Origin of the sequence: Helicobacter suis HS1 (assembly GCF_026000295.1) — a bacterium.
In the GTDB taxonomy this organism is placed as follows: domain Bacteria; phylum Campylobacterota; class Campylobacteria; order Campylobacterales; family Helicobacteraceae; genus Helicobacter; species Helicobacter suis.
This window is the reverse complement of the sequence record NZ_AP026769.1, coordinates 290,523-310,526: the sequence shown is the minus strand read 5'-3', so window position 1 is coordinate 310,526 and position 20,004 is coordinate 290,523. Positions and strand designations below refer to the sequence as shown.

17 protein-coding genes and 4 pseudogenes are annotated in these 20,004 nt (G+C 41.7%); all 21 read right to left on the bottom strand.

Annotated features, from left to right (window positions below; translation table 11 throughout):
- Window positions 1-66 precede the first annotated feature (66 nt).
- Window positions 67-423, bottom strand: coding sequence for a hypothetical protein (locus OO773_RS01755; RefSeq protein WP_264828639.1), 357 nt, complete (start codon window positions 421-423; stop codon window positions 67-69).
- Window positions 416-2,533: an N-6 DNA methylase gene (locus tag OO773_RS01750; RefSeq protein WP_264828638.1), complete on the bottom strand. Its 2,118-nt coding sequence runs from the start codon at window positions 2,531-2,533 to the stop codon at window positions 416-418. Before OO773_RS01750 ends, OO773_RS01755 begins: the two co-directional genes overlap by 8 nt.
- Entirely contained in the window at window positions 2,530-4,767 is a 2,238-nt protein-coding gene (locus OO773_RS01745) for a relaxase family protein (RefSeq protein WP_264828637.1), read from the bottom strand. The genes OO773_RS01750 and OO773_RS01745 overlap by 4 nt, the downstream gene beginning before the upstream one ends.
- Before the next feature lie 28 nt (window positions 4,768-4,795).
- Window positions 4,796-6,621: pseudogene (locus tag OO773_RS01740) on the bottom strand (type IV secretory system conjugative DNA transfer family protein); the annotation flags it as partial.
- Window positions 6,622-6,685: 64 nt separating this feature from the next.
- Entirely contained in the window at window positions 6,686-7,147 is a 462-nt protein-coding gene (locus OO773_RS01735; protein WP_073115515.1) for a hypothetical protein, read from the bottom strand.
- A 13-nt stretch (window positions 7,148-7,160) separates the two neighbouring features.
- Window positions 7,161-8,247, bottom strand: a pseudogene (locus OO773_RS01730) (RNA-guided endonuclease InsQ/TnpB family protein).
- Window positions 8,201-8,686, bottom strand: a pseudogene (gene tnpA / locus OO773_RS01725) (IS200/IS605 family transposase). Before tnpA ends, OO773_RS01730 begins: the two co-directional pseudogenes overlap by 47 nt.
- Before the next feature lie 106 nt (window positions 8,687-8,792).
- Window positions 8,793-9,710, bottom strand: a complete 918-nt coding sequence (locus tag OO773_RS01720; RefSeq protein WP_257615048.1) for a hypothetical protein — start codon at window positions 9,708-9,710, stop codon at window positions 8,793-8,795.
- 6 nt (window positions 9,711-9,716) lie between these two features.
- Window positions 9,717-10,445: a hypothetical protein gene (locus OO773_RS01715; protein ID WP_233424237.1), complete on the bottom strand. Its 729-nt coding sequence runs from the start codon at window positions 10,443-10,445 to the stop codon at window positions 9,717-9,719.
- Complete coding sequence (locus OO773_RS01710) at window positions 10,445-11,194, bottom strand: hypothetical protein (protein WP_264828634.1); 750 nt, start codon at window positions 11,192-11,194, stop codon at window positions 10,445-10,447. The genes OO773_RS01715 and OO773_RS01710 overlap by 1 nt, the downstream gene beginning before the upstream one ends.
- Window positions 11,191-11,937: a hypothetical protein gene (locus OO773_RS01705; protein ID WP_264828633.1), complete on the bottom strand. Its 747-nt coding sequence runs from the start codon at window positions 11,935-11,937 to the stop codon at window positions 11,191-11,193. The genes OO773_RS01710 and OO773_RS01705 overlap by 4 nt, the downstream gene beginning before the upstream one ends.
- Before the next feature lie 72 nt (window positions 11,938-12,009).
- Window positions 12,010-12,819 carry a Fic family protein gene (locus OO773_RS01700; RefSeq protein ID WP_231102946.1) on the bottom strand — a complete coding sequence of 270 codons (810 nt, stop codon included), beginning with the start codon at window positions 12,817-12,819 and terminating at the stop codon, window positions 12,010-12,012.
- 12 nt (window positions 12,820-12,831) lie between these two features.
- Window positions 12,832-13,950 carry an ArdC-like ssDNA-binding domain-containing protein gene (locus OO773_RS01695; RefSeq protein ID WP_050780120.1) on the bottom strand — a complete coding sequence of 373 codons (1,119 nt, stop codon included), beginning with the start codon at window positions 13,948-13,950 and terminating at the stop codon, window positions 12,832-12,834.
- A 33-nt stretch (window positions 13,951-13,983) separates the two neighbouring features.
- Window positions 13,984-14,199, bottom strand: a complete 216-nt coding sequence (locus OO773_RS01690) for a hypothetical protein (RefSeq protein WP_034375112.1) — start codon at window positions 14,197-14,199, stop codon at window positions 13,984-13,986.
- 455 nt (window positions 14,200-14,654) lie between these two features.
- Window positions 14,655-14,768 (bottom strand): annotated as a pseudogene (locus tag OO773_RS01685) (ribbon-helix-helix domain-containing protein); the annotation flags it as partial.
- A gap of 142 nt (window positions 14,769-14,910) precedes the next feature.
- Window positions 14,911-15,234, bottom strand: coding sequence for a hypothetical protein (locus tag OO773_RS01680; RefSeq protein ID WP_264828632.1), 324 nt, complete (start codon window positions 15,232-15,234; stop codon window positions 14,911-14,913).
- A gap of 20 nt (window positions 15,235-15,254) precedes the next feature.
- Window positions 15,255-15,569 carry a hypothetical protein gene (locus tag OO773_RS01675; RefSeq protein WP_264828631.1) on the bottom strand — a complete coding sequence of 105 codons (315 nt, stop codon included), beginning with the start codon at window positions 15,567-15,569 and terminating at the stop codon, window positions 15,255-15,257.
- A 79-nt stretch (window positions 15,570-15,648) separates the two neighbouring features.
- The gene (locus tag OO773_RS01670; protein ID WP_231102947.1) at window positions 15,649-16,128 is read right to left on the bottom strand and encodes a type II toxin-antitoxin system death-on-curing family toxin; all 480 of its coding nucleotides are present in this window, start codon (window positions 16,126-16,128) and stop codon (window positions 15,649-15,651) included.
- Window positions 16,128-16,298: a hypothetical protein gene (locus OO773_RS01665; protein ID WP_155729048.1), complete on the bottom strand. Its 171-nt coding sequence runs from the start codon at window positions 16,296-16,298 to the stop codon at window positions 16,128-16,130. Before OO773_RS01665 ends, OO773_RS01670 begins: the two co-directional genes overlap by 1 nt.
- A 94-nt stretch (window positions 16,299-16,392) precedes the next feature.
- Window positions 16,393-18,450: a type IA DNA topoisomerase gene (locus OO773_RS01660; protein ID WP_064430007.1), complete on the bottom strand. Its 2,058-nt coding sequence runs from the start codon at window positions 18,448-18,450 to the stop codon at window positions 16,393-16,395.
- 38 nt (window positions 18,451-18,488) lie between these two features.
- On the bottom strand, window positions 18,489-19,097 hold the full coding sequence (locus OO773_RS01655; protein WP_264828630.1) for a hypothetical protein: 609 nt from the start codon (window positions 19,095-19,097) through the stop codon (window positions 18,489-18,491).
- Window positions 19,098-20,004: the final 907 nt, after the last annotated feature.

Below are 20,004 nucleotides of genomic sequence, written 5' to 3'. Positions count from 1 at the left end.
TCTAAAGATAGCATTCTTTTGGTGCGCTCTAAGTTCAATATTTTGATTAAAGCTTTTCGCAAATATTCATTGCCATCGCGCAATTTTAAGCACATTAGTATTAAAGGTGTCATTATAGATTTGCTCTAAATGTGTGCGCCTATCATAGTCTGCATAAATCCACTCTTTAAAGGCTTCTTGGAGTTGTGTAGCTCTCTCTTGAGCTAGGGTGCTTTGTTCCTCATCTACGACCATAATGGGCTTGCCATTCTCATCTGTTTTATTGGGGTCGGGGTATTTAATCTCAAGAGGGCTGTTGTTCAACACACACTCTAGTAAGCGCGCCCCACTCATTTTTATTCTGTCAGAATGGTTTTTGTCTCTAATGCCTAAGAAGTCTAATTCTTCTGTGTTATTTACATGAAAGCCTCTAGTTTTAGCCACACAGAGGCACTTTTCTACATACTCTTTTTTTGGTGCGCTCTAAGTTCAATAGTCTGTAATGCTCTCTAACCTGCTCTAAGAGGAATTGCTCATAGTATGTGGGGGGAATCCAAGGCGTGCCTAAATGCAGAGCAATGTCTATAGCCTTGATGTCTACAGGGATGATAGCCTCTAGGGCTTGGACATTTTCTATTAAGTCCTCTCTGCCTGCCTCTATGGCTTGTTTGGCTTCCTTGAGCTTTTGCTTGACATTCCCACTCAAATAATCACTGGCTAAGACATAGCTAGAGTTTTCTAAATGGCTCTTAAAAATCAATTTTTGCTCTAAAAGTTCCTCTAGTGTTTTCTCTATACTTTGACTTACAAAATGCTCAGCAATAAAGGCTAAATCTAATCCCCCCGTTTGGCTCACACTCGCCATTAAAGCCTCTTTGGCATTGTTGATCGTGAATGTTTTTTGAGGGGCTAGGGTGCGCTTGAAAAAAATGTCTGCTTTTTGAGCGCTGGGTTTTCTAAGAGATAAGCCTTGAGCCTGTGCTTGGGCTTTGTTAATGCCCTTATCAAAGTCTCTTTCTAAGCCCAAGACTCTAAAGCCATACAAGTCCCCTTTAAGGTCTTTGCGGTTTTTGTTTTCATTCAAATAGCCAAAGGTTTTCACAAACCCATCATAGAGAGCATTGAGCTTTTTTCTCTTGGTTTCTAACTCCCCATCGGTGCTTAAAGGGTTGAGCTCTGCTTGGATTAAGTCATGGAGCGCATCTCTTAGAGGGATGAAAGCTTGGATGCGCTTTTTTTGCATTTTTGTTTTGATGGTGGGGACTTGTTCTAAGAGGTAAACTTTATCTAAGGTATCCACATCCCAATCTGCAGCCTTGAATCTGTAAATCTCTCCTTCAAACTCTACATAATTGCCCGCTTTTGCGTTTGCACAGATTTGGGCATATTGGGCAAACTTGTGGTGTGAGCGATCTAAAATCACAAGCCCTTGAGGATACTCCGTCTTTCTATATCTGTAAATGTCCTTTGGCAAAGTAGAGATGAGAGAAGAGATGGCTTGCTTTAAATCTAAAGAGGCTTGAGGGGTGTTGGTGAGCTCCATACCCTTGTTAGCCACGCGCGCCTGCAGATTCCCCAAGATGTGCTCAGGGTGGTTGATAAAATACTCATTGAGGCAAAAACCCAAGAGTTCTTTTTTATTCTTTTCAAAAAAAGCGTGTATTTGCTCCTTTTGTGCCTCATCCCAATCTGGGACAACTAACTCTGGCGTGCTAGCAGCCTTGTTAATCCCTAAAAGTTTATCAATGTCCTTAGCTAGTCTAAGATGCTCGTGGGCAGTTGTGCCTTTGATCAATTTTTTGTGAGCAGTGAGCACATCTAAATCTAGCTTTTCACCTACCCTGTAATAGGGGGCAGAGCGCATAAAATCTTGGTTGAGCTCTGTATCTTGTCCCTTTTTAAAGAATATGACATCTGTCGTAACTTCCGTGCCTGTGCCCTTGAACACATTACTAGGCAATCTAATCGCTCCTAAGAAGCTAGCTTGCTTGGCGATGTGCTCACGCATTTTACTATCTTTTGCATCTAAAAAAGAGCTAGTGATGACAAAGGCTAGAATGCCATCTTCTTTTAAGTGTTTAAGGGCTTTGCCCACAAAGTAGTTGTGCACACTTGCCCCGCTTAAATCCTTATCTCCATCGTAAATGACATCCTTTCCATAGGGAGGATTACCCACAAAGGCATCAAAATCATGGGTGAAAGTAAATTCTTCAAACTTCTTAAGCTGGATATTTTGGTTAGGATGGAGGGTTTTGGCAATCCTCACACCCACACTATCTATTTCTGTAGCACTGAAGTGGTAGTGAGCATTAGCTGGGGCATAGCTTAAAAAATTCCCCGCTCCCACACTAGGCTCAAAGATTTCTTTGGTGTTGCCATCCTTGTTAAACCCAAAATGCTCCAAAGCCTCATAAATGGCATCTACTATCATCTTAGGGGTGTAATAGGCATCTAGCACGGATGCGCGGGCTTGGATGTATTGCCCTCTGTCTATAGTCCGCAACAACTCCAAGAACTCTTTCCCCTCTTGGCTTGAATCAAAGAAGTTGCTCATAGAACCCCACCCACTATAAGCTCGTAAATGACATCCTTTCCATGGGTGATTTCTTTTCTGCCCTCTATTCTGAGTCGGTTTAAAAGCTTAAGAGCTGCCACATTGGCTTCATAGCGCTTTTTAGGAGTGCTGGGGGCATGCTCCTCTTGGGTCTTAAAATCGCGCCGATGATTGCCTACTGCTTGTGTGCTTGCCTCTTGTGCGTCCTGTGCATGGGCACGCTCAACTCCTCCCCCTATTTCAGAGGCATTTAGTTCTGGTGCACCAATGCCTCTAGACTCATATTGGAGTGTGCCATCAACTCCTTGTCCCTCTGCAGGCACTCCCAGTAATTCCTCCCTGTGCAGCAGGGGTCTATGATCAAATAGTGATAGGGATTGATTCTTGCTTCTTGGAGAATTTCCATATCTGTTATCCCCTCTGCGCGCTGAATCTGTGCCTGTGTGCGATCCAAGATCGCTAACTCCATCTGTGTTTGGTCGCGCACTATGTAGAACAGAATGTCTAGGTGCAGATGATAGATCATGTGAGGAAACCAGCTCCTCCAGCGATCCAGTAGCAAAAACTCGTAACCCTCCATTTTCTCGTGGTTGTATAGCCACATCAGTTGCTCCCAACGCTCTGGATTTGCCTTCTCTATTTTCTCCCTCAATGTCTCCAACTCCAGTGGATGGATGGGCATGCGCTCTAGGGGATAAATCCCCTTCTGGATTGCCTCCTGATAAAGCAGAAGATCCGCGCGCTCCCTCTCTTCTTTCTGCCTCTGCTCCTCTTTGTGCTCCATCACCCTCTCTAAGCCTATCTGAATGCTCAGTTTCAGATGATGCCAATCGTAATGTTGTGCTAGCTCTTTCATCCCCTCCTCCCCCAGACTCAAGAAGTATCCCCTCTGCTGTGGGCTCAACTCTTGGGCTAGTTTCTCCCACTTCTCCCACAATTTCTTCATCTCCAACCATGGGTCGTCCTTGTCTATCCCCATACTGCTTTGTATCGCCTGCATAAACTCCTCTATGCTCGCTTCTTTCATGGTCTTCTCCTAGTGATGTAGATTCTATAGACCCTGAGCTTATAACACGCTCATTGGGTGCTGGTGCTGAAGTTTTGGGCTTGGACTCTTGGTGAGTCGTGTATTCCCTCTGCTTTGCAGTTGCAGGTTTGTGTTCTAGGGGTTCATTAGGAGGTATTGGGGTAGTATCCTCTGTAGCGGTTGCAGTATTATCTTGTTTTATATTATCTTGTGTAGTATTGTGTGTTGCAGTGTTGTCTATTGTTGTATTCTCTTGTATGGTATTATCTTGTATTTTATTTTCAAGTGTGCTGTTGTCTGTGCCATCTGGCTGCTTTGCATTGATTACTTGCTCTGGTGTCTGCATAAAATTAACATGTTCATCAGGAAGGGTTGGGGTGGAGGGTTCTTGTGGTGCTTGGATAGTAGCTGTGCGTTCTTGTTGTGTGGGAGGGGCAAATTGTGCCACTAGCTGATTTAACTGATCTAAAATTGCTGTATTTTGAGCCTTGAGCATCTCTAATTCTTTGGTGTGCTCTTTTAAATCAGCCTCACGCTCTGCTTGTAATCTCTGCACCTCTGCTTTTAAAATATCCACTTGAGTTTGTAGATCACTTACTTCAGACATGCGTTCTGTGTTCTCTTGCTCTATTGCAGGGAATCTAGCCTGCATGTATTCTTGTAGCTGTGTGTAGTGCTCAGAACTAAGCTCATTTTGTAAATCAGAAAGGCGCACCTGCGCGCTGTGTTCTTGTCTGTGCAAACTTTGAGGATTAGGCTCTTTAAAAAGGCTGGTGTCTAAGGTAGAAAACACTTCCACATTATAGAGGTCTGTTGTGTTGAAAATAGGCTCTACTAGGACATTGCCCTCTTTATCTTTTCTCTGTAGATATGAAATACTAACCTTTTCTATGCTCCCTTGTGGGTTTTGTTTGTTTCTGGTGTTTGCCTTGATGTAGGCAAGCTCTTTGGGGTCTGCACCTAATAGCCTTGCTCTATTTAAAGAAATCCACTGGTTTTTGTTATACCCACACTCTAACATCTTAGCATCTAGAGCTAAAGCGTGCAAGTCCGTATAAAAATTGCCCGTGCTAGGGTTATAGGCTTTCTCTAAACTCTGTGCCTGATCTAAGCGGATGTGCTGGCTTTTTAAGTGTGCTACTAATTCTTGAGCCTTGAAGTGTGTGAATGCGCTCTTGCGTTCTGGTAAAGACATGTCTTTCCACATCTTAATCTCCTAAGTTTGGATTTGTAGTTTCAAGTTTCCAGCCAACCCGCCCTAACAATTCTTTATCCTTGAAGTAAAAATTAGCCTTGAGCTTTAAGGGGGTTGCCTTTTTGCCTGTAACCATGATGATCACTTCATTATCAGGGATGTTTAAAATGTCTTGTGGGGTGAGTAATTCTTTACCTTCTAAAGAATAAGAGCTTGTGCCTCCAAAAACTAGTTGGCCTTTCTCTGTGGAAGTATTTTTACTCAAACGGGTGAATTGCCCCACCTCCTTAGAGATAATTTCTGCATCCTCAGCACTATTCATCTTAAAAACAATGTTGTAATGCACCACACCCTTTAACACCTTGAGTTCATCATCGCTATAGTATTTTCTAATCATCGCATAGTCTTGAGTGATGAATAAGGGAACAACATTGTAACTCCTGCACAGCGCAGGCATTTCTAGCAAAAAGGGCAGTTTGCCAAAGCGCACAAACTCATCTAAGATGAAGTAGATGCGCTCATTAGGCTTTTTGCTCTCCTCAAGCAATAAATTTTTAGCAATGCTCTCTAATAGCGTTCTAATAAGCGGAGCTAGAGTGGTGATGTCTGTTTGGGCAATTTTGATATAAAGCGTGATGTTTTTCTTTCTAAAATCTGCATATTCAAAGCTCATCTTAGAAGTGGCTTCTTTGACTTGTGGGCTTTTAAACACACTCACAAAGCGATTAAAGGTAGACTTGATGCTAGCAAATTCTTCCTCTGCTGCATTTGCCCAGCCCCGCGCATCATTTCTAATAATCTCATCTAGCGTGCCCTCTGAGCGATGCTCTGGCTCAGGTTCATTAGGATCGTAATTTCTAGGATCGTTCACATCTATGTATTTTTGATCGCTCACTTGCAGATAAAAGAGCTGGGCGGGATTGGCATTGGGATTTTGCACCAAATTACCATTTTGATCGTGCTGGTAAAGCATCTTATAATACTTGCTTTGAGGATGGATTAAAGCCACAAAATCTTGATTAGGACCCATGGCAATGTCATAGAAGTTTGATTGGTTCTTAGTGCAAACATCATAGAGGGCATAAAAAGAGAACAATTCCCTAGCCTTAGCCACCCAGTGATCCTCTTGTTTGTCCTCTTGGATAAAGATATTATTAGCCACCTCTTGCACTAATCTAAGCTTAGAATCAAAGTTCATCGGTTCTATTAAGTGCTTGTCAAAGGGATTAAAAAAGCAAGTGTTATCCTTTCCAAATGGATTAAAGATGAAAATCTTATTGTGTAAAGCCTGTTGTCTATAGCCTGCACTCACAGAGCAAAGCTCGCCCTTAATGTCTGTAACAATGCAAGAAGTGGGCAGGTTTAAAAGATTGGGGATAGCTATTGCTGCACTCTTGCCCGCTCGGGGGGGTGCAACAATCATCGCCCCTAAAGGCTTGTCATAACACACACTCTTAGCAAAGGGAAAACCAAACTTACCCAAAATAAAACCCTTGTTAAAGCACACACCTAAAGGATGGATGGTAATTAAAAAGCCTTCTTTAGAGTAGATTTTAAAACACTCAATGTCTTTCACCCCTCTTGGATAAAGATATTATTAGCCACCTCTTGGGTTTTGGGTAGGAGCAAGTAGAGAGTGGCGATTAGGGGTGTGAGAGCTAGAAGGGCGGTGCAATAGACTTCAAATTTTAAATCTAACACACTTGCGCCCTGTTGCAAACCTAAGATGATAGAATGTGAAAAGATATAGGCATCGTTAAAACTATGCAATCCCTCAAAGGCATACCAATTAGCTAGTATGAAAAATACCGGTATGCCTAGCACGCTTAATAACAAGCTCATCCAAGCGATAAATTGTTGTTTCATGATGGCTTCTTATTTGTAGTAAGAGAACAGGAGTGCTTAGTCTGATAGCCTCTAAGGGCTCTTTTTAGAGCACTGGCTTTTCTCTCTCTTCAATGTCTGTATAGATTTGACACAAGAGCTCTAAGAGTAATTTTCTTAAATGCCAAATGTTCTCATCTATCTTTTCTATTAGAATGAAAGCCTGATTCCAAAATGGGGGTTCTAGCGGTGTGTTCTTTTTAGTAGCAATGTTAGCATGGTGCATCATTTGATTCAAATTAGAAGCATTGGCATTCATCTGCACATACAAGTGCTGGTTAAGCTCAATAATTTTAAAAATACTTTCAAAGTAGGTTCTAATGGGCTTTGGAGGTGTGCGATAAGACCTGGGATTTGAATTTAAAATTAATCTTTCTATGAGAGCTGTTAGGCTTATATTCTGGTGCTTGAGCATCTGTTCTTGCAGAATGGTTTTAGCCTTTTCTCCTACATAGCACTGGATTTTGACATACTCCCCATAGCTAAAGCTAGGGGATTCTGGGATCATCAAAGCTTGCCCGCTAGGCGGGTCTTACAGCTTCTCCTCCAAGAGTGGATGCCCCCACTCTATGAATATTAATGCTTGCGTTTAAATCTCTATCCAAAGAAAACCCACAAGAGGGGCAATTAAAGATTCTATCTTTGAGGCTCAAGTCCTCTTTAACCTCCCCACAGCTAGAACAAGTTTTAGAGCTGGGATAGAATCTATCAATCTTAACCACTTGGGTTTTTCTCTCCAAGATAGCCACAAACTCACCAAAAGCCAAATCATTAATCTTGCGCCCCCAAAGTTTAACCATACCCTTCAGGTTCAAATCTTCAATGAAAATAGTGGCGTATTGTTTGGCTAGGCTATTAGCAATCTTGTAGAAAAAGTCTTTTCTAAGATTTTGGACTTTGCGGTGCAATCTAGCAAGTTTTAGCCTAGCCTTTAGGCGGTTATGACTGCCTCTTTTCTTTTTGGATAGGGAGCGAGAGCAAGCACGGATCAAAGGCAAGAATTTAGAGAAAAATAAAGGCGATGGGATTTGTGTGCCATTAGAGCATGTGAGAAAAGTTTTTAACCCAAAGTCAAGCCCCACGCTGTTACCGCCTGCGGGCTTAAGGTTATCCTCTGTTTCGCACACCAAGCACAAGAAATAATCGCCTAGATTATCTCTTTTAATGGTTAAGGTCTTGGGTTTGCCTGCAAGGTCGTAGGTTTTGACAAACTTAAAGCGATAGCCATTAAAAGAGATAATGTTGTTTTGGATTTTATAACCTGTTCTCCCCTTAAATGTGAAAGATTTGGTATAAAGCCACCTTTTTAAATCGTGGTGGTCTACCTTGTTTCTTAAAAAATCTTTTATAAACCTTGTCTATCCTCCCTACTAGCTCTTGCAAGGTTTGAGAGCCTAGAGTTTTCAAAAAAGCAAAGCGTGCTGTTCTCTTTAGTTTAGTGATATGCTTTTGCAAGGTATAAAGCTTTAAATGCTTTTTAAAAAGTCTAAAATACCGCTTATGCAAAGCGATACAATGATTGTAGCAAATGCCATAAAGGCGCAGAAGTTTGCTTATATGCTTATTTCTGCTTGTGCTGTAGAGTTTCTGCTTGTAGGCGATTAACATAGTCTTTCCACTTGTTTTTTTGCTTGGGTCTTTCAGAGTTTTGCTGGTTGGCGATGTATTGCTTGATCACTTCCAAAGGCGCACCCCCCACAGAAGAAATAAAACAAGAGTTTGTCCATAGTGTAGGTAGTCTTGTTCTCAAATGTGCAAACTCTTGTCTTAAAAGCCGACTACTCCTGCCCTTAGCCGTCCTAATAAACTTCATCACCCCAAAGCTAGGATCAACTTCTGCCAAAATATGGATATGATCCTTATCTGTTTCCATCTCCAAAATCTCTACTTCTAGCTCTTGCGCCACTTCCAAAATGATTTGTTTTAACCTTACTTCTACCTGATCTACAAGGACTTTTCGTCTATATTATTTAGGACACCATACAATGTGGTATTTGCAAGAATAGACAATATTATTATTACTTTTGTATTGGATAGTGGCTTTCATACAAAGTATTATACAAGATTATATTAACTAATACCCTAAAGTAGCTATTCTTTATTATGCTCTAAAGAGCATGCACCTTATATCCCCATAGCTAAAGCTAGGGGCTTTACGGCGTGGTTGGTAATTGATTGGTAAGATTGAATAGTATCTCCTCTAACACCTGTGTGTAGCGTTGCCCCTGCTCATCATTATCACAAGCTAAAATGACATTGACAGATAAGTCAGGGGGATTAACTACACTAGGAGGGGTGAATACTTGTCTAGGAACTTTCTTCTCAAAGAGATTTTGAGAGACTTGCTGTTTGAAGGGCTCTATGTCTAATATCTTGCCTTTCACAAACACAGACTCGGCACTCTCAGGGCTCTTATAATACGCCCTTCCCCTATCCACTAAGACTTTCTTGTCTACATAGGCATATAGCCCCAAAGTCTTAGCCACCAAGCTATTCACTCCCACAAAGCTTTTTGCATCTAAACAGCCTAAAGGTTGTGCTGTAGGGATGAGGATACGATATCTATCAGTGATGTGTCCGTTCTTTTCTATCTGATGGCTCTTAGAGGGCATCACCAAGCTTTCAATGCTTTGTTTCTCTAACAAATCTTGAGCCTGCTTGAGAGGGAGTTGGGGGCTGTCCTTGTCATTGTCAATGTCATAGATTAGTAGATTGGTAAAACTCTTAGCATTAGTAGCGTTGCGATAACCCTTCTCAAACACCGCACCAGAATAAGGGGAGGATTTGATAACTTGTGCTAACTCTGCTAGAGTATTCACACTCTGTTCTTGCCAACCTTGCACAGGCATCTCTTTAGGATTGTGCTTGTCTGTGTATTTAGGTTTTGAAAAGGCAATTTTAAAAGTCTTGCTGCTAGGTTGCGTGTCTTTAGGCTTTTGGGCTTGCTCTTTTTCATAACGCTTCCACTGCTTATAGGCTTGCACATCTTGCACATACTGCTGGTAGGCTTGATTCTTGTCTTGGTTCATCTGTTGGAATAATGCACTCACAAAAGCGCGTATCTTGTCCACTCCAAACTACCCTGCACTGCCTAGTAGTAGAGTTGTATCAGGGTTTAAACCCTTCATCTGCAAATAAGTCATACTATCTAAGATACTCTCTGTCATCACAATAGACTTCACAGCTCTCAAGCCTCCACTAGGCACAAGCATTTGCACGCCCTTAGAGCCCTCACAAAGCTCTTTTAAGGGTTTTTCTCTAGGTGAGCCATCTATATGGGTGGTGAGTGGCTGGTTTAAGCGTTTGCTCACAGCACTCAATACAAGTCTTTGATTTTCACAAAGATAATTAGGCACACACAGATTGTTATGTCTATCAGCCCTCAAAGAGTGCTGGTAGCTTTTAAACAGAGTGCCTTGAATGCCTCTATCTCTTAGAAGTTGGCTCTTGTCTAAATTATAAGGAGGCAAGGCTTTAAAATCCTCTTTAAACCTCTTGTGTTCCTGCTGACTAGTTTGAGAAGCTATAGAGCTCTTGGGTCTGTAGCGTGCATCTCCCTTAATCAAATCCTCTAATCTTAACCCGCGCTTTTGGCAAAAGTTGATGATATTGCCTCTATCACTTCTATCCTCTGTATTGAAGTAGTGATAACTCCCGGCGCTGTTTTTGATGACAAGCTTGCCTTTTTCATTGGGGTGTTTGAGTACAGGATAGTTTAGACTACTTTTTTCTTTGTCTAGCACATAACCAAAGTCTTGCAAAATGCTATCTAAGGGCAGATAAATCGCATCTTTGATATAAGCCATTAACGTCTTCTGCCTCTAGGTTTTGCTGGAGCATCTAGCCAAGGTTTTGGAACTTCTTGCTGGGCTGTTTGCGCATGGGATACTTGTGCATCTTGTGTCTGCGTCTCTAACCAAGGCTTGCTAGAGTTTTGGGATTCTATCCACGGCTCAGGTATTGGCATGTTATTTAAAGCGGGTTGGGCTTGAGTATTGGTCTGTGCTTGTTGGTCTAGTTCATCTGAAGTGGTGTAACTATTTGTTGTAGCAGACCCTAGATGAACACTGGGCTTTTGTTCTACATCCTGCTGGGCTGTGCTGTTTAGAGTAGGGGTTGTTTGTGCTTGGTTGTTGGTTTGGACTTGGTTTGGGTATCTGTCTGTGGTGGGTGGTGTGCTATCTAGGCTTTGCTCTGTTGTTGCTTTTATTGCTTGGCTTGCTTCTTGCTGGCTTGCTTGGCTTTCTGTAGGGGTTTCTCTGCTCTTTTGCATTTTTGCTAAATATTGATGCATCGCACCAGCAACCTTGCCATCCATAGGCTCTAAGCTTGCTTGGCATTGTTGCACATAGCTTTGGATGGTGGTGTAGTGCTCTGTCTCTAAGGGGTATCCTAACACGGCTTTGACACTCAATTGCAAGCCTCTATCTTGCATGTGCTTATTGCCATGAGCTTGCTCTAAAGCGTCATTAATGAGATTAAGGTGTTCTTGGGTGAGCTTGCTAGGCTGTTTTTGTGAGAGCACCAATAGGACTTTGAGCTCATCCTCTGTCATATGGCTCTTGTTTGTGCTTGGTTGTTGGTTTGGACTTGGTTTGTGGTCTTGATGCGCTTTTGTTGCACATCTAGTTCTACTTGCTTGAAGTAGCTGTGCAGTTTGGCATATTTGTTTTCTATGTCTGTGGCTTGTGGTGGAGTCTGTTTGGGCTCTGGGGTCTTGTTAGTTACCTCTAAGCCTTGTTCTGACTTATCCAACTGCTCAGACTGGCTTACTGCTTTTAAGTTACTCTCTGGGCTTTGCCCTACCAAGTTTTTAGTTTCAGATGTTTCTAACTCTTGCTCTAATCTGTTTGGTTGTTCTGTTACTATCTCTTGGATTTCATCTTTAAAAATTGAAATGCTTTGTAGGAGCTCTTGTTCTTCTAAGCTCTCTGGGAGTTGTGGGACTTTGAGCCGTGCAATCTCTTGAGCCATCTTGTGGATTATTTGTTGTTGCTCTTGGAGCCCTTGGAACAATGGTGTCAATTGTTGGGCCTCTTGTTGCTCTATCTGCCCAGTAGCGCTCTTACTACGCTCTAATAACTCTGGCTTTATCTGGGCTTGCTCTAAAGTATTGTCTAAAGTGTGTTGCATCTCTTCTTTGAGGGTGTCTATATAATCACTAACTGCCAAGATGTCTTGTTGATCTGCTACACTTCTAGTAGCACTCACCGCCTGCATTTCTTGTTTTAAGAGTGTAAAAAAATGTTCTGAATCATGGGGTTTGGCTTGTTGCACTTCCTGCAAAAAAGCACGCATAAAAGCCTCCCTCCCATCACTGCGCCAAGAGCGCCACGCTTTCAAAAAGCCATTAAGGAAGTTATCCATTTTTTATCTCCGCTTTCTATGAGGTGTAGTTTGGTTATGGTGTGCCAATGCTTGCACTTCTTTTAAAAATGTGGCTTCTCTCTGATAGGTTTGGATAAAAAAATCTAGGTAGTTCTGATAATCCCCTCTCTCGTAATAGACAATCAAAGCTTCTCTGTATTGCTTATAAAGCGTTGGATCATCATCTACAAGCACCAATGGCATTTGATTATCATTTTTAAGAGATAAAAATTGCATACACCTTGCCGTGCGTTTGTTGCAATCCTCAAAATATTGCAAATAGCACAGATTATTGTGCAAATAAATAGCCCGCTCAAAGGGGTGATCAAGGCTAGCATATTGTTTAAATAAGTGCTTCATCTCTGTATGGAGTCTATCTCCACATGCAAGGGGTAGATAAGAAGTGCCTGTGATACCAGTAATATTGTGGTTACGCATCACCCCACAATTGTTAGTAGAAACTAGTTCCTGAGACAAAATAGCATGCAATTTTTGGCAAGTCTCTAAACTAATGGGTAAATCCTCTTTAAGAATCACATCAAAAGCATTTCTTAAATTTAAAATCATTTTAGCATCGCTATATTTCTTACCCCCAGCAGTTAGCCCCTCTTCTAGTAAAGCGAGTGTATCTAACTTATCATAGGTGTTGCCCTCAATCTGAGCGGAGGAATAGATAAAATCAAAGCGCAATTTATCAATACAGCCCTGCATCTTTGCAAAATCATTAAAGTTAAAACTCAGAGCTTCTAGCTGTTGTTTTTGCTCTGAGTTTAATATCTGTAACTGGTCTAAGAATTGGGGATTGTAGTGCATGGCAATTTTGCTTTAGCGCCCCCTCCCCTTAGAGGGAGTTGCAAAGTGTACTGCGTTTAGGGCATTGTTTTGGGTGTGTTGCTGTTGCTTAAGCCATGCGATCTCTTGAGCCATCTTTTGGATGGTTTTGTGTTGTTCTTGCACCAGTTGCATCATTGTGCGCATCATCTGCACCATATCTGCCTCTCCAGAATTTGGAGTAGCCAATCCTTGTGGCATTGCTATTTCTTGGTTATGTTGGCTTGTTTGGTTGAACTCAGGCGCTTGGTTTAAGGATTGTTGGCTGTATTGCTGGTGTGGTTGGTTTGCACCATAAGGCATATTGTTTTGGAGTGGCTGGTTAGCTTTAGCGCCTTGTATTTGCCCCTGTGGGTATTGCTGTCTATTCTGAGCATTTCTTGGGTATTGCTTGTCTTGAGAGTGTTGCTGGTTGTGTTGGTTATACTGGCTTGCATAGTCTAACACCCTTTGGTATTGCGCTCCTGTGAGCTTGGCGGAGAGATCGTAAATCACTAGATTTTGGTTTTCTGTGGAGAAGTACTGTCCAACATACATAGACTTAAGACTATTAGAATCTAGAGGTTTTAGGCGTGTTTGATCAAGGCTCTTAAAGCATTCTATATTGTAGAGATGCTTGATCTCTAATTTAGGGGGGATTTCTACACGCACTTTTTCCATTTCAAACAAGTATGTGCCATATCTGTCATGGAGTTGGTTGCCATTGGCATCCAATACGGGAATGGGATTGCCATTAGCGTCTTTCTTTTGGACACTTTGTATTTCATGGGTCTTAATGTAGCTAATGCTCGCCTTTTTGATTGAGCCTTGAGGGTTTTGGCTAGACTCTGTGTTGTTGTGGATGAACTCTAGCTCTCTAGAATCTGCTCCTAAGTGTTGGGCTTCCTCAAGACTAATCCACGCATTGCTAGTATAATTGCCCTCTTGCTGTTTAGCATCTAAAATCAAGGCGTTCAAGCCACTATAAGCACTACCTGAATAGGTGTTATAGGCTCTATTATTGGGCTTAAAGGTCAAGCCTTGCTCAAGAGCCAAATTAATTTCATTAGCTAGGAAATCTCTAAAGGCTGTTTTTTGTTCGGTTAAACCCATTGCTTCCCAAGATTTGCTCATTTTTTCTCTCCCTTAATTTTATGTATTCTTCTTTTAAAACTCTTGCCCCTCATCCTCTGTGCTCATGCTATCTAGCCAAGGCTCATCAGGCAATGGCGGAGCGCTTGGTGCTTGGTATGTGGGCTCTAGCTCCTCTTGCAAAGGCACACCATATTGTGCCCACTCTAAAACCTCCTCTTTTCTTAGTGGGTAACTGCCCTCTGTGAGTGCTAGGGGTTCTGTTTGTGCCTCTGTCTCTGGTTTTTGCATGTGGCTGTCCTTTGATGCTAAATATAACCTTGAATATGGCATTTTTAGAGGAAAAGCGCAAGCTAGCCAGTGTTAGATCAAAATTAAGCTTAAAATTTAAAGTGTGTATCCTTACTAAAGTGCCTAAAATAGGGAAGTTCACCTGTTTTGCTCAAGAGATACTTTCAATATTTAAGCTAATATTAAGATACTAAGAGAGGGGTTTAAAAGCGCGTTAATTTTATGTATTCTTCTTTTAAAACTCTTGCCCCTCATCCTCTGTGCTCATGCTATCTAGCCAAGGCTCATCAGGCAATGGCGGAGCGCTTGGTGCTTGGTATGTGGGCTCTAGCTCCTCTTGCAAAGGCACACCATATTGTGCCCACTCTAAAACCTCCTCTTTTCTTAGTGGTGGGCTTTTTAGTCTAATCGTGCTACAACTTGCAAGCTCAAGGCTACTTAGGAGTGTGCCCTAACTAGCGCAACATCTTTACAATCTGGCGCTTGATATAAGAGCTTACACTCTCTGCCTCCTCATAGGCTAGTTTTCCTAGTTTTTCATATTCCTCTTTTGAAAAGTATAACTGCACGGTATAGTAAATAGGGAAGTTCACCTGTTTTGCTCAAGAGATACTTTCAATATTTAAGCTAATATTAAGATACTAAGAGAGGGGTTTAAAAGCGCGTGTGGTAGGGTTAAGGCTGCATCTATGCTATCCATGATTTTCCTTATTAAGATAGAGTGTTTAAAAGGCGGGTATACTCGTTCATAAAGTGCTTGTAGGCATTCTTGGCCAAAGGACTGCGGCTAGCAAGTTCTGTAAAGCTCAATCCCTGTTGCATGCTATTTTCTAAGATTTTAGAGTGCTTGAAGTAAAAGAAAGAGAGATGTTTATATTTTTCTTGAATCTTTTGGGCGCATTGTTCTTTCTCTGGCAAACTAGTCCAATTTGTGATGAGAACAAAGATGTTAGGATTAAGAGGGTGTAACTCCTGCAGGCTCTCTAAAGTGCGCAAGATAGCATTATAAAGCGGGGTGCAGGGCACAAGTAGCACATCGCTGGCTTTAAGAATCTCTATGCGTCCGGGCTTTTTTCTCTCTGGTTGCTCCTTACTTTGAAAGGTATTAACTTAGGATAAGCACTGATCTTAGCTTTGCCCTGATAAAGCTGTTCAATAAGAGAATTGTCATTGCTCTGTAAAAACAATCCAAAATCCTTAGCAATGGAAAAGCTAAAAGCTGTTTTGCCTACACCACCTTTTTTGTTGATCACAGAGATGATCATGTGCTTTAGCTCCTCTTCTAAGATTTTAGAGTGCTTGAAGTAAAAGAAAGAGAGATGTTTATATTTTTCTTGAATCTTTTGGGCGCATTGTTCTTTCTCTGGCAAACTAGTCCAATTTGTGATGAGAACAAAGATGTTAGGATTAAGAGGGTGTAACTCCTGCAGGCTCTCTAAAGTATGTTCATTACCTGCGCCTGCGCTTGGAGGGGGTGGGAGGATTTGTGGTAAGAGGATCAGGATATGCATCGCTGTGTGGATTATTATCTGGGGTAGGCATCCTGTCCTGTTTGAGAGATTGCAAGTACTGTTCTAAGATGTTTTTTAAATCTGTTTTACCTATTGTCCCCTCTGCAACTTGCACCACTACATCTTCTAAAGTGCTCGCAAAGTTATCATGGCAATAACCATTAATGTCTAAGAAATGCATCCCAAGATAAATGGAGGTGCGCTTGTTACCATCGCTAAAAGGGTGAAATTTGATACAAGAAAATATCAAGTGTGCAAGCTTATCACAAAATGATGGGTAGAAATCATCATTTTGGATATTTTCTAAGGCACTGGCTAAGTAGCCAATACCTGTTTGGCTATAACCCCTCAAACCCTTTGTTAAATCTACGATCTCATCGTGGATAGTAACCGCTTCCTCTAATGTCAAATACAGCACTATTTGTCAGCTAAACGCTCAAAAACTGCTCTCACTTCAGGTTTTTCAAGTTCTTTTCTGCAATTCTCCCTAGCCCTTTGGACTGCCTTGTCGCGTTCGCTCATCACCTGTCCATACTGCAATTGTTTGCTATCTACTTCTTGCCTGTGCTTGAGAGAAAGTCTTCTCATAGATGACTCCTTGCCTCGTATTTTAGCCACCATTATATACTAGTTTCTGTACTTTTTTCTCAAAGAGTTGGCGGGTATTCTCTAAATAATCCTTTTATTTCCCCCTCCACTCCTCAATAAAGCCACTACACACCTGCATATTACTCTTGTAATCTTTAGGCAACTTCACATTGTGTTTTTTAGCCAAGCTTTCTGCAAAGGCAATTTGCTTGTCAGTAGCGGGTTTATTTGCAGGAGCACCATTGCCTAGACAATGCCCCTCTTGTTTAGCCTTTTCTCTGATCTCTTTGTGTTTGGGGATGAATTTGTCTAAAAAGGCTTTAGTGATTCTATCATCCCTAGCATAGCCAGCAAACTCACTAGGTAGCTCCATGTTCAAGTCCCTTAAAATGTCCTGCACATACTTAATTTGGCTCTCTTTAGGGGCTCTAAGTGGATACTCCTCTCTTTGAGCAAGGCTTGGCATCTGTGGGCATTTCTTAGCAATCATTTGCATATACTCCAGATAGCTACACTCCTCTCTAGCAATCTTATCTAAAAGCTCCTCCATTAAGGCGCTAAATTGGGTATCCACAATCCAACTATAAGGGCTCTTTTCAAAAATACTGATGACCTTTTGCCCCTTATGGGTAGCATTCACAACGCGTTTTTTATCTGGTGTGATGTGGATGTATTCTCTACTGAGGAGTTTTGGTAAGTAACTTGCATAGGTGCTAGGTCTGCCTATGCCATTTTTCTCTAAGACTTCTATGAAGCTAGCTTCTGCGTAGGCACTCTTAGCATGTTTATGGATTTTAGCTATCTCTAAAGCAATCAGACCAACCACACTTTCTACTTTTAAATCCAAATGTGCCATTTGCTCGTTCTCTGTTTGTTCTGTGTCTTTTGCTTGCTCTGTGCGTTTAAACATGTCTAAATACCCCGCCTCTTGCAAGGAACGCACACTGCACTTAAAGTAGTGGTCTTTGATTTTGAAAAGCAAATCTTGCTTGGCATAGATAGCTACTTTGCCCTGACTTTCTAGTGTCCTTTGGAAAATAAGTTTGTATAGAGCTTGAGCCTGACTATCTGTCATACCTGCTTGATTTAAGAGATGTTGTGTGTCTTCAAATTTGTGGCAATGTGTGATCCTAATAGCCTCGTGTGCTTCTGCTTGGCTATTCTTAGCCTTATAAGCTCTGCGCTCATAGCAATCTGGATAAATAGGCTTATAAAATTCCTCTGCCTTCTCCAAAAATTCTTGACTGAGTGTTTCTGCATCAGTTCTAATGTAGGTGATCAACCCTGCTTCAAAGAGCTTTTGGGCGTATTCTTGGACTTTCTGTGTGCTTAAGCCCAGTTGGCTACTGCCTGCTTTCAAAAGGCTAGAGGTGATAAAGGGCTTGGGAGGTGGGCTTGAGGTTGTAGAGTGTTTGATGTCTAGCACTAAAGCCACTTTGCACTCTTTAAGAGGTGCAAGCACTGCTAGAGCTTGCTCTTGGCTTTCAAACTTGATTTCCTTGCCCTCACTATCACAATGCCTCAAAATGACCTCTTTATTGTGTTCATCATAGATTTTAGCCTGCATTTGGTAGCTCACCCTCTGGCTCTCTGGCAGGGCTTTAAAGCTTGCTATCTCCTTGTCTCTATCTACAATGAGTTTTAAGCAAGGGGTTTGTACTCTGCCTGCACTATTGCCCTTTCTTTGTTGCAAGCAATCCCCTAGATAAGGGGAGAGAGAAAAGCCAATGTAATAATCACTCACACTTCTAGCTAAAAAGCTTTCGTAGTAATTAAAGTTCGTGTTTTCAAATAACAGGGCATTTTCTAAGCCTCGTATAATGCCACTCTCTGTAATCTCGTGAAACTCTGCCCTAAACACCTCTTTAGCCACATTTTTGATTTTCTCATAAAACATCTTGCCAATGGCATAGCCCTCTCTATCTGGATCTGTGGCAATACAAATTCTCTTGTTTTTGCATTGCTCAATCATTGCATAAATCTGCTGTTTCTTGTCTGTTTTGTAGACAAACTTGGGAGTAAAACTCTCCCCCTCAATGCCCTCAAGCTCCATAAAATGCCCTATAGTGGCAAAGACTTTAGCTCCTGTGATGCTGGCAATCTTTTTAATCTTGTTGGGGGATTCAATGATGATGATGTCTGGTTTTTGCATTATTTATCCTTTTCTTTTAAGGTCTCTAGGGTGTTAGCTCATCTGCCTTTTATTTTTCTCTTGCTTCCTTGCTCTAGCCCCCTATATTGTCTGCCCTCCTTAAGACAGGCTAAAGCCTCCTTACCCTCCTCAATGCAGCGCTTAGTCTCCTTGAGATGTTGTTTCATGATGCCTCCATGCATAAAAAGAACATTGTAGGTTTCAAAAAGTTTAGGCTCTGCAATCTCAAACATCAATTTGGCTAATTTTTCTGTTTTAGCTTGGGTGAGGGAATTTTGTTCATAGCCCAATAAAAGATTGTCCCGCTCTTGTTTGTAGATTTCTTGGCGCTGTTCTGCCTGCTCTAAGATTTGTGTTATTTTGTTGCGCTCTGCATCAGAACAATTATGCAGAGCAGCGTGCCAGCTCGCATTGTCAGAATGTTCTGGTCTAAAGGTGCTAATGTAGGTGGGGTCTTCTTTAGTGCGCTCTATTTCTGCCAAGATGGCTTCATGATCAGACTTGAGACCTTTTAAATAGCGTCCTCGTGGGTAGCTTTGCTCAATTCTTTTCTCATCATAATGCATGTCTGCAAACCTCACATGCTCTTTGAAGGCTTGTTCATGCTTACTTGCTTCTTGTCCAAGCCGTGCGTATTCTTGCTCCAAGTGTAGGTTTCAAAAAGTTTAGGCTCTGCAATCTCAAACATCAGTTTTCTTATGCGAAACCCCATAGAACTACATTGACGCCAAAGCTCCCAATATGCCTCTTGGTGATTGAATGCCTTTTGCATCCACGTCTCATAAAGTGGCTCTTCTCTCTTTAATTCAGCTCTCAAGCGCGCCTCTTCTTCTAGCAAAAAGGCATTCATAGTTTTAATTTCCTCTAAATAATTTTCTTGTATGGTGTTGTCTGCTCTGTTTGCCCTAGATGCGCTGGGATGTTGGGCTGCTTCTTGCTGCATCCTTGTTTCTAACTTCTCTTTACTGGCTAGAGTGTCCTCTTTCTCTGACTTCTCTGGGGTATTGTCTTGTATAGTATTGTCTTGTGTATCCTGTTGCATTGCTTTACTAGCAAATTGTTCAGACTTAGCCACAAACCCACTTTTATAATTTCTATCTGCACTGCATTTAGCAATCTCTTTTAAAAGTTCTTGGTGATCCTCTTTAAGGGCTTGCAGATAGGTTAACTTAGGGTATTCTGCTGTCTTGTCTAGCAATGCCTCCAAGCTTTCAATCTCTTGTTGTGCCTTTTCTTGGTGTTCTTGCTCTCTGAGCATTTCTTTGTCTAGTCTCTCTAGGGCATTATCACACTTGCGCAAGAAGCCTTTAAAGTCTATGTCTGCAAAACTCCCTGCATCTAGCAAGTCTTGTTTGTCTTTGCTGTAGCTTAGATTGTCTGGTTGGATATAGCAATTAGAATCATCAGGGTGGCAAATGTAAAACTCCAGCTTGTTGTGATAGCGCATCGCTTTAAAACATAAGCCCCTATAGTTCATCACATCTATCTCTGTACCTTCATTTTCTAGGGCATTTTGCACACAAGCTTTAAAAATTGCCTCCATACGCTCTAAAC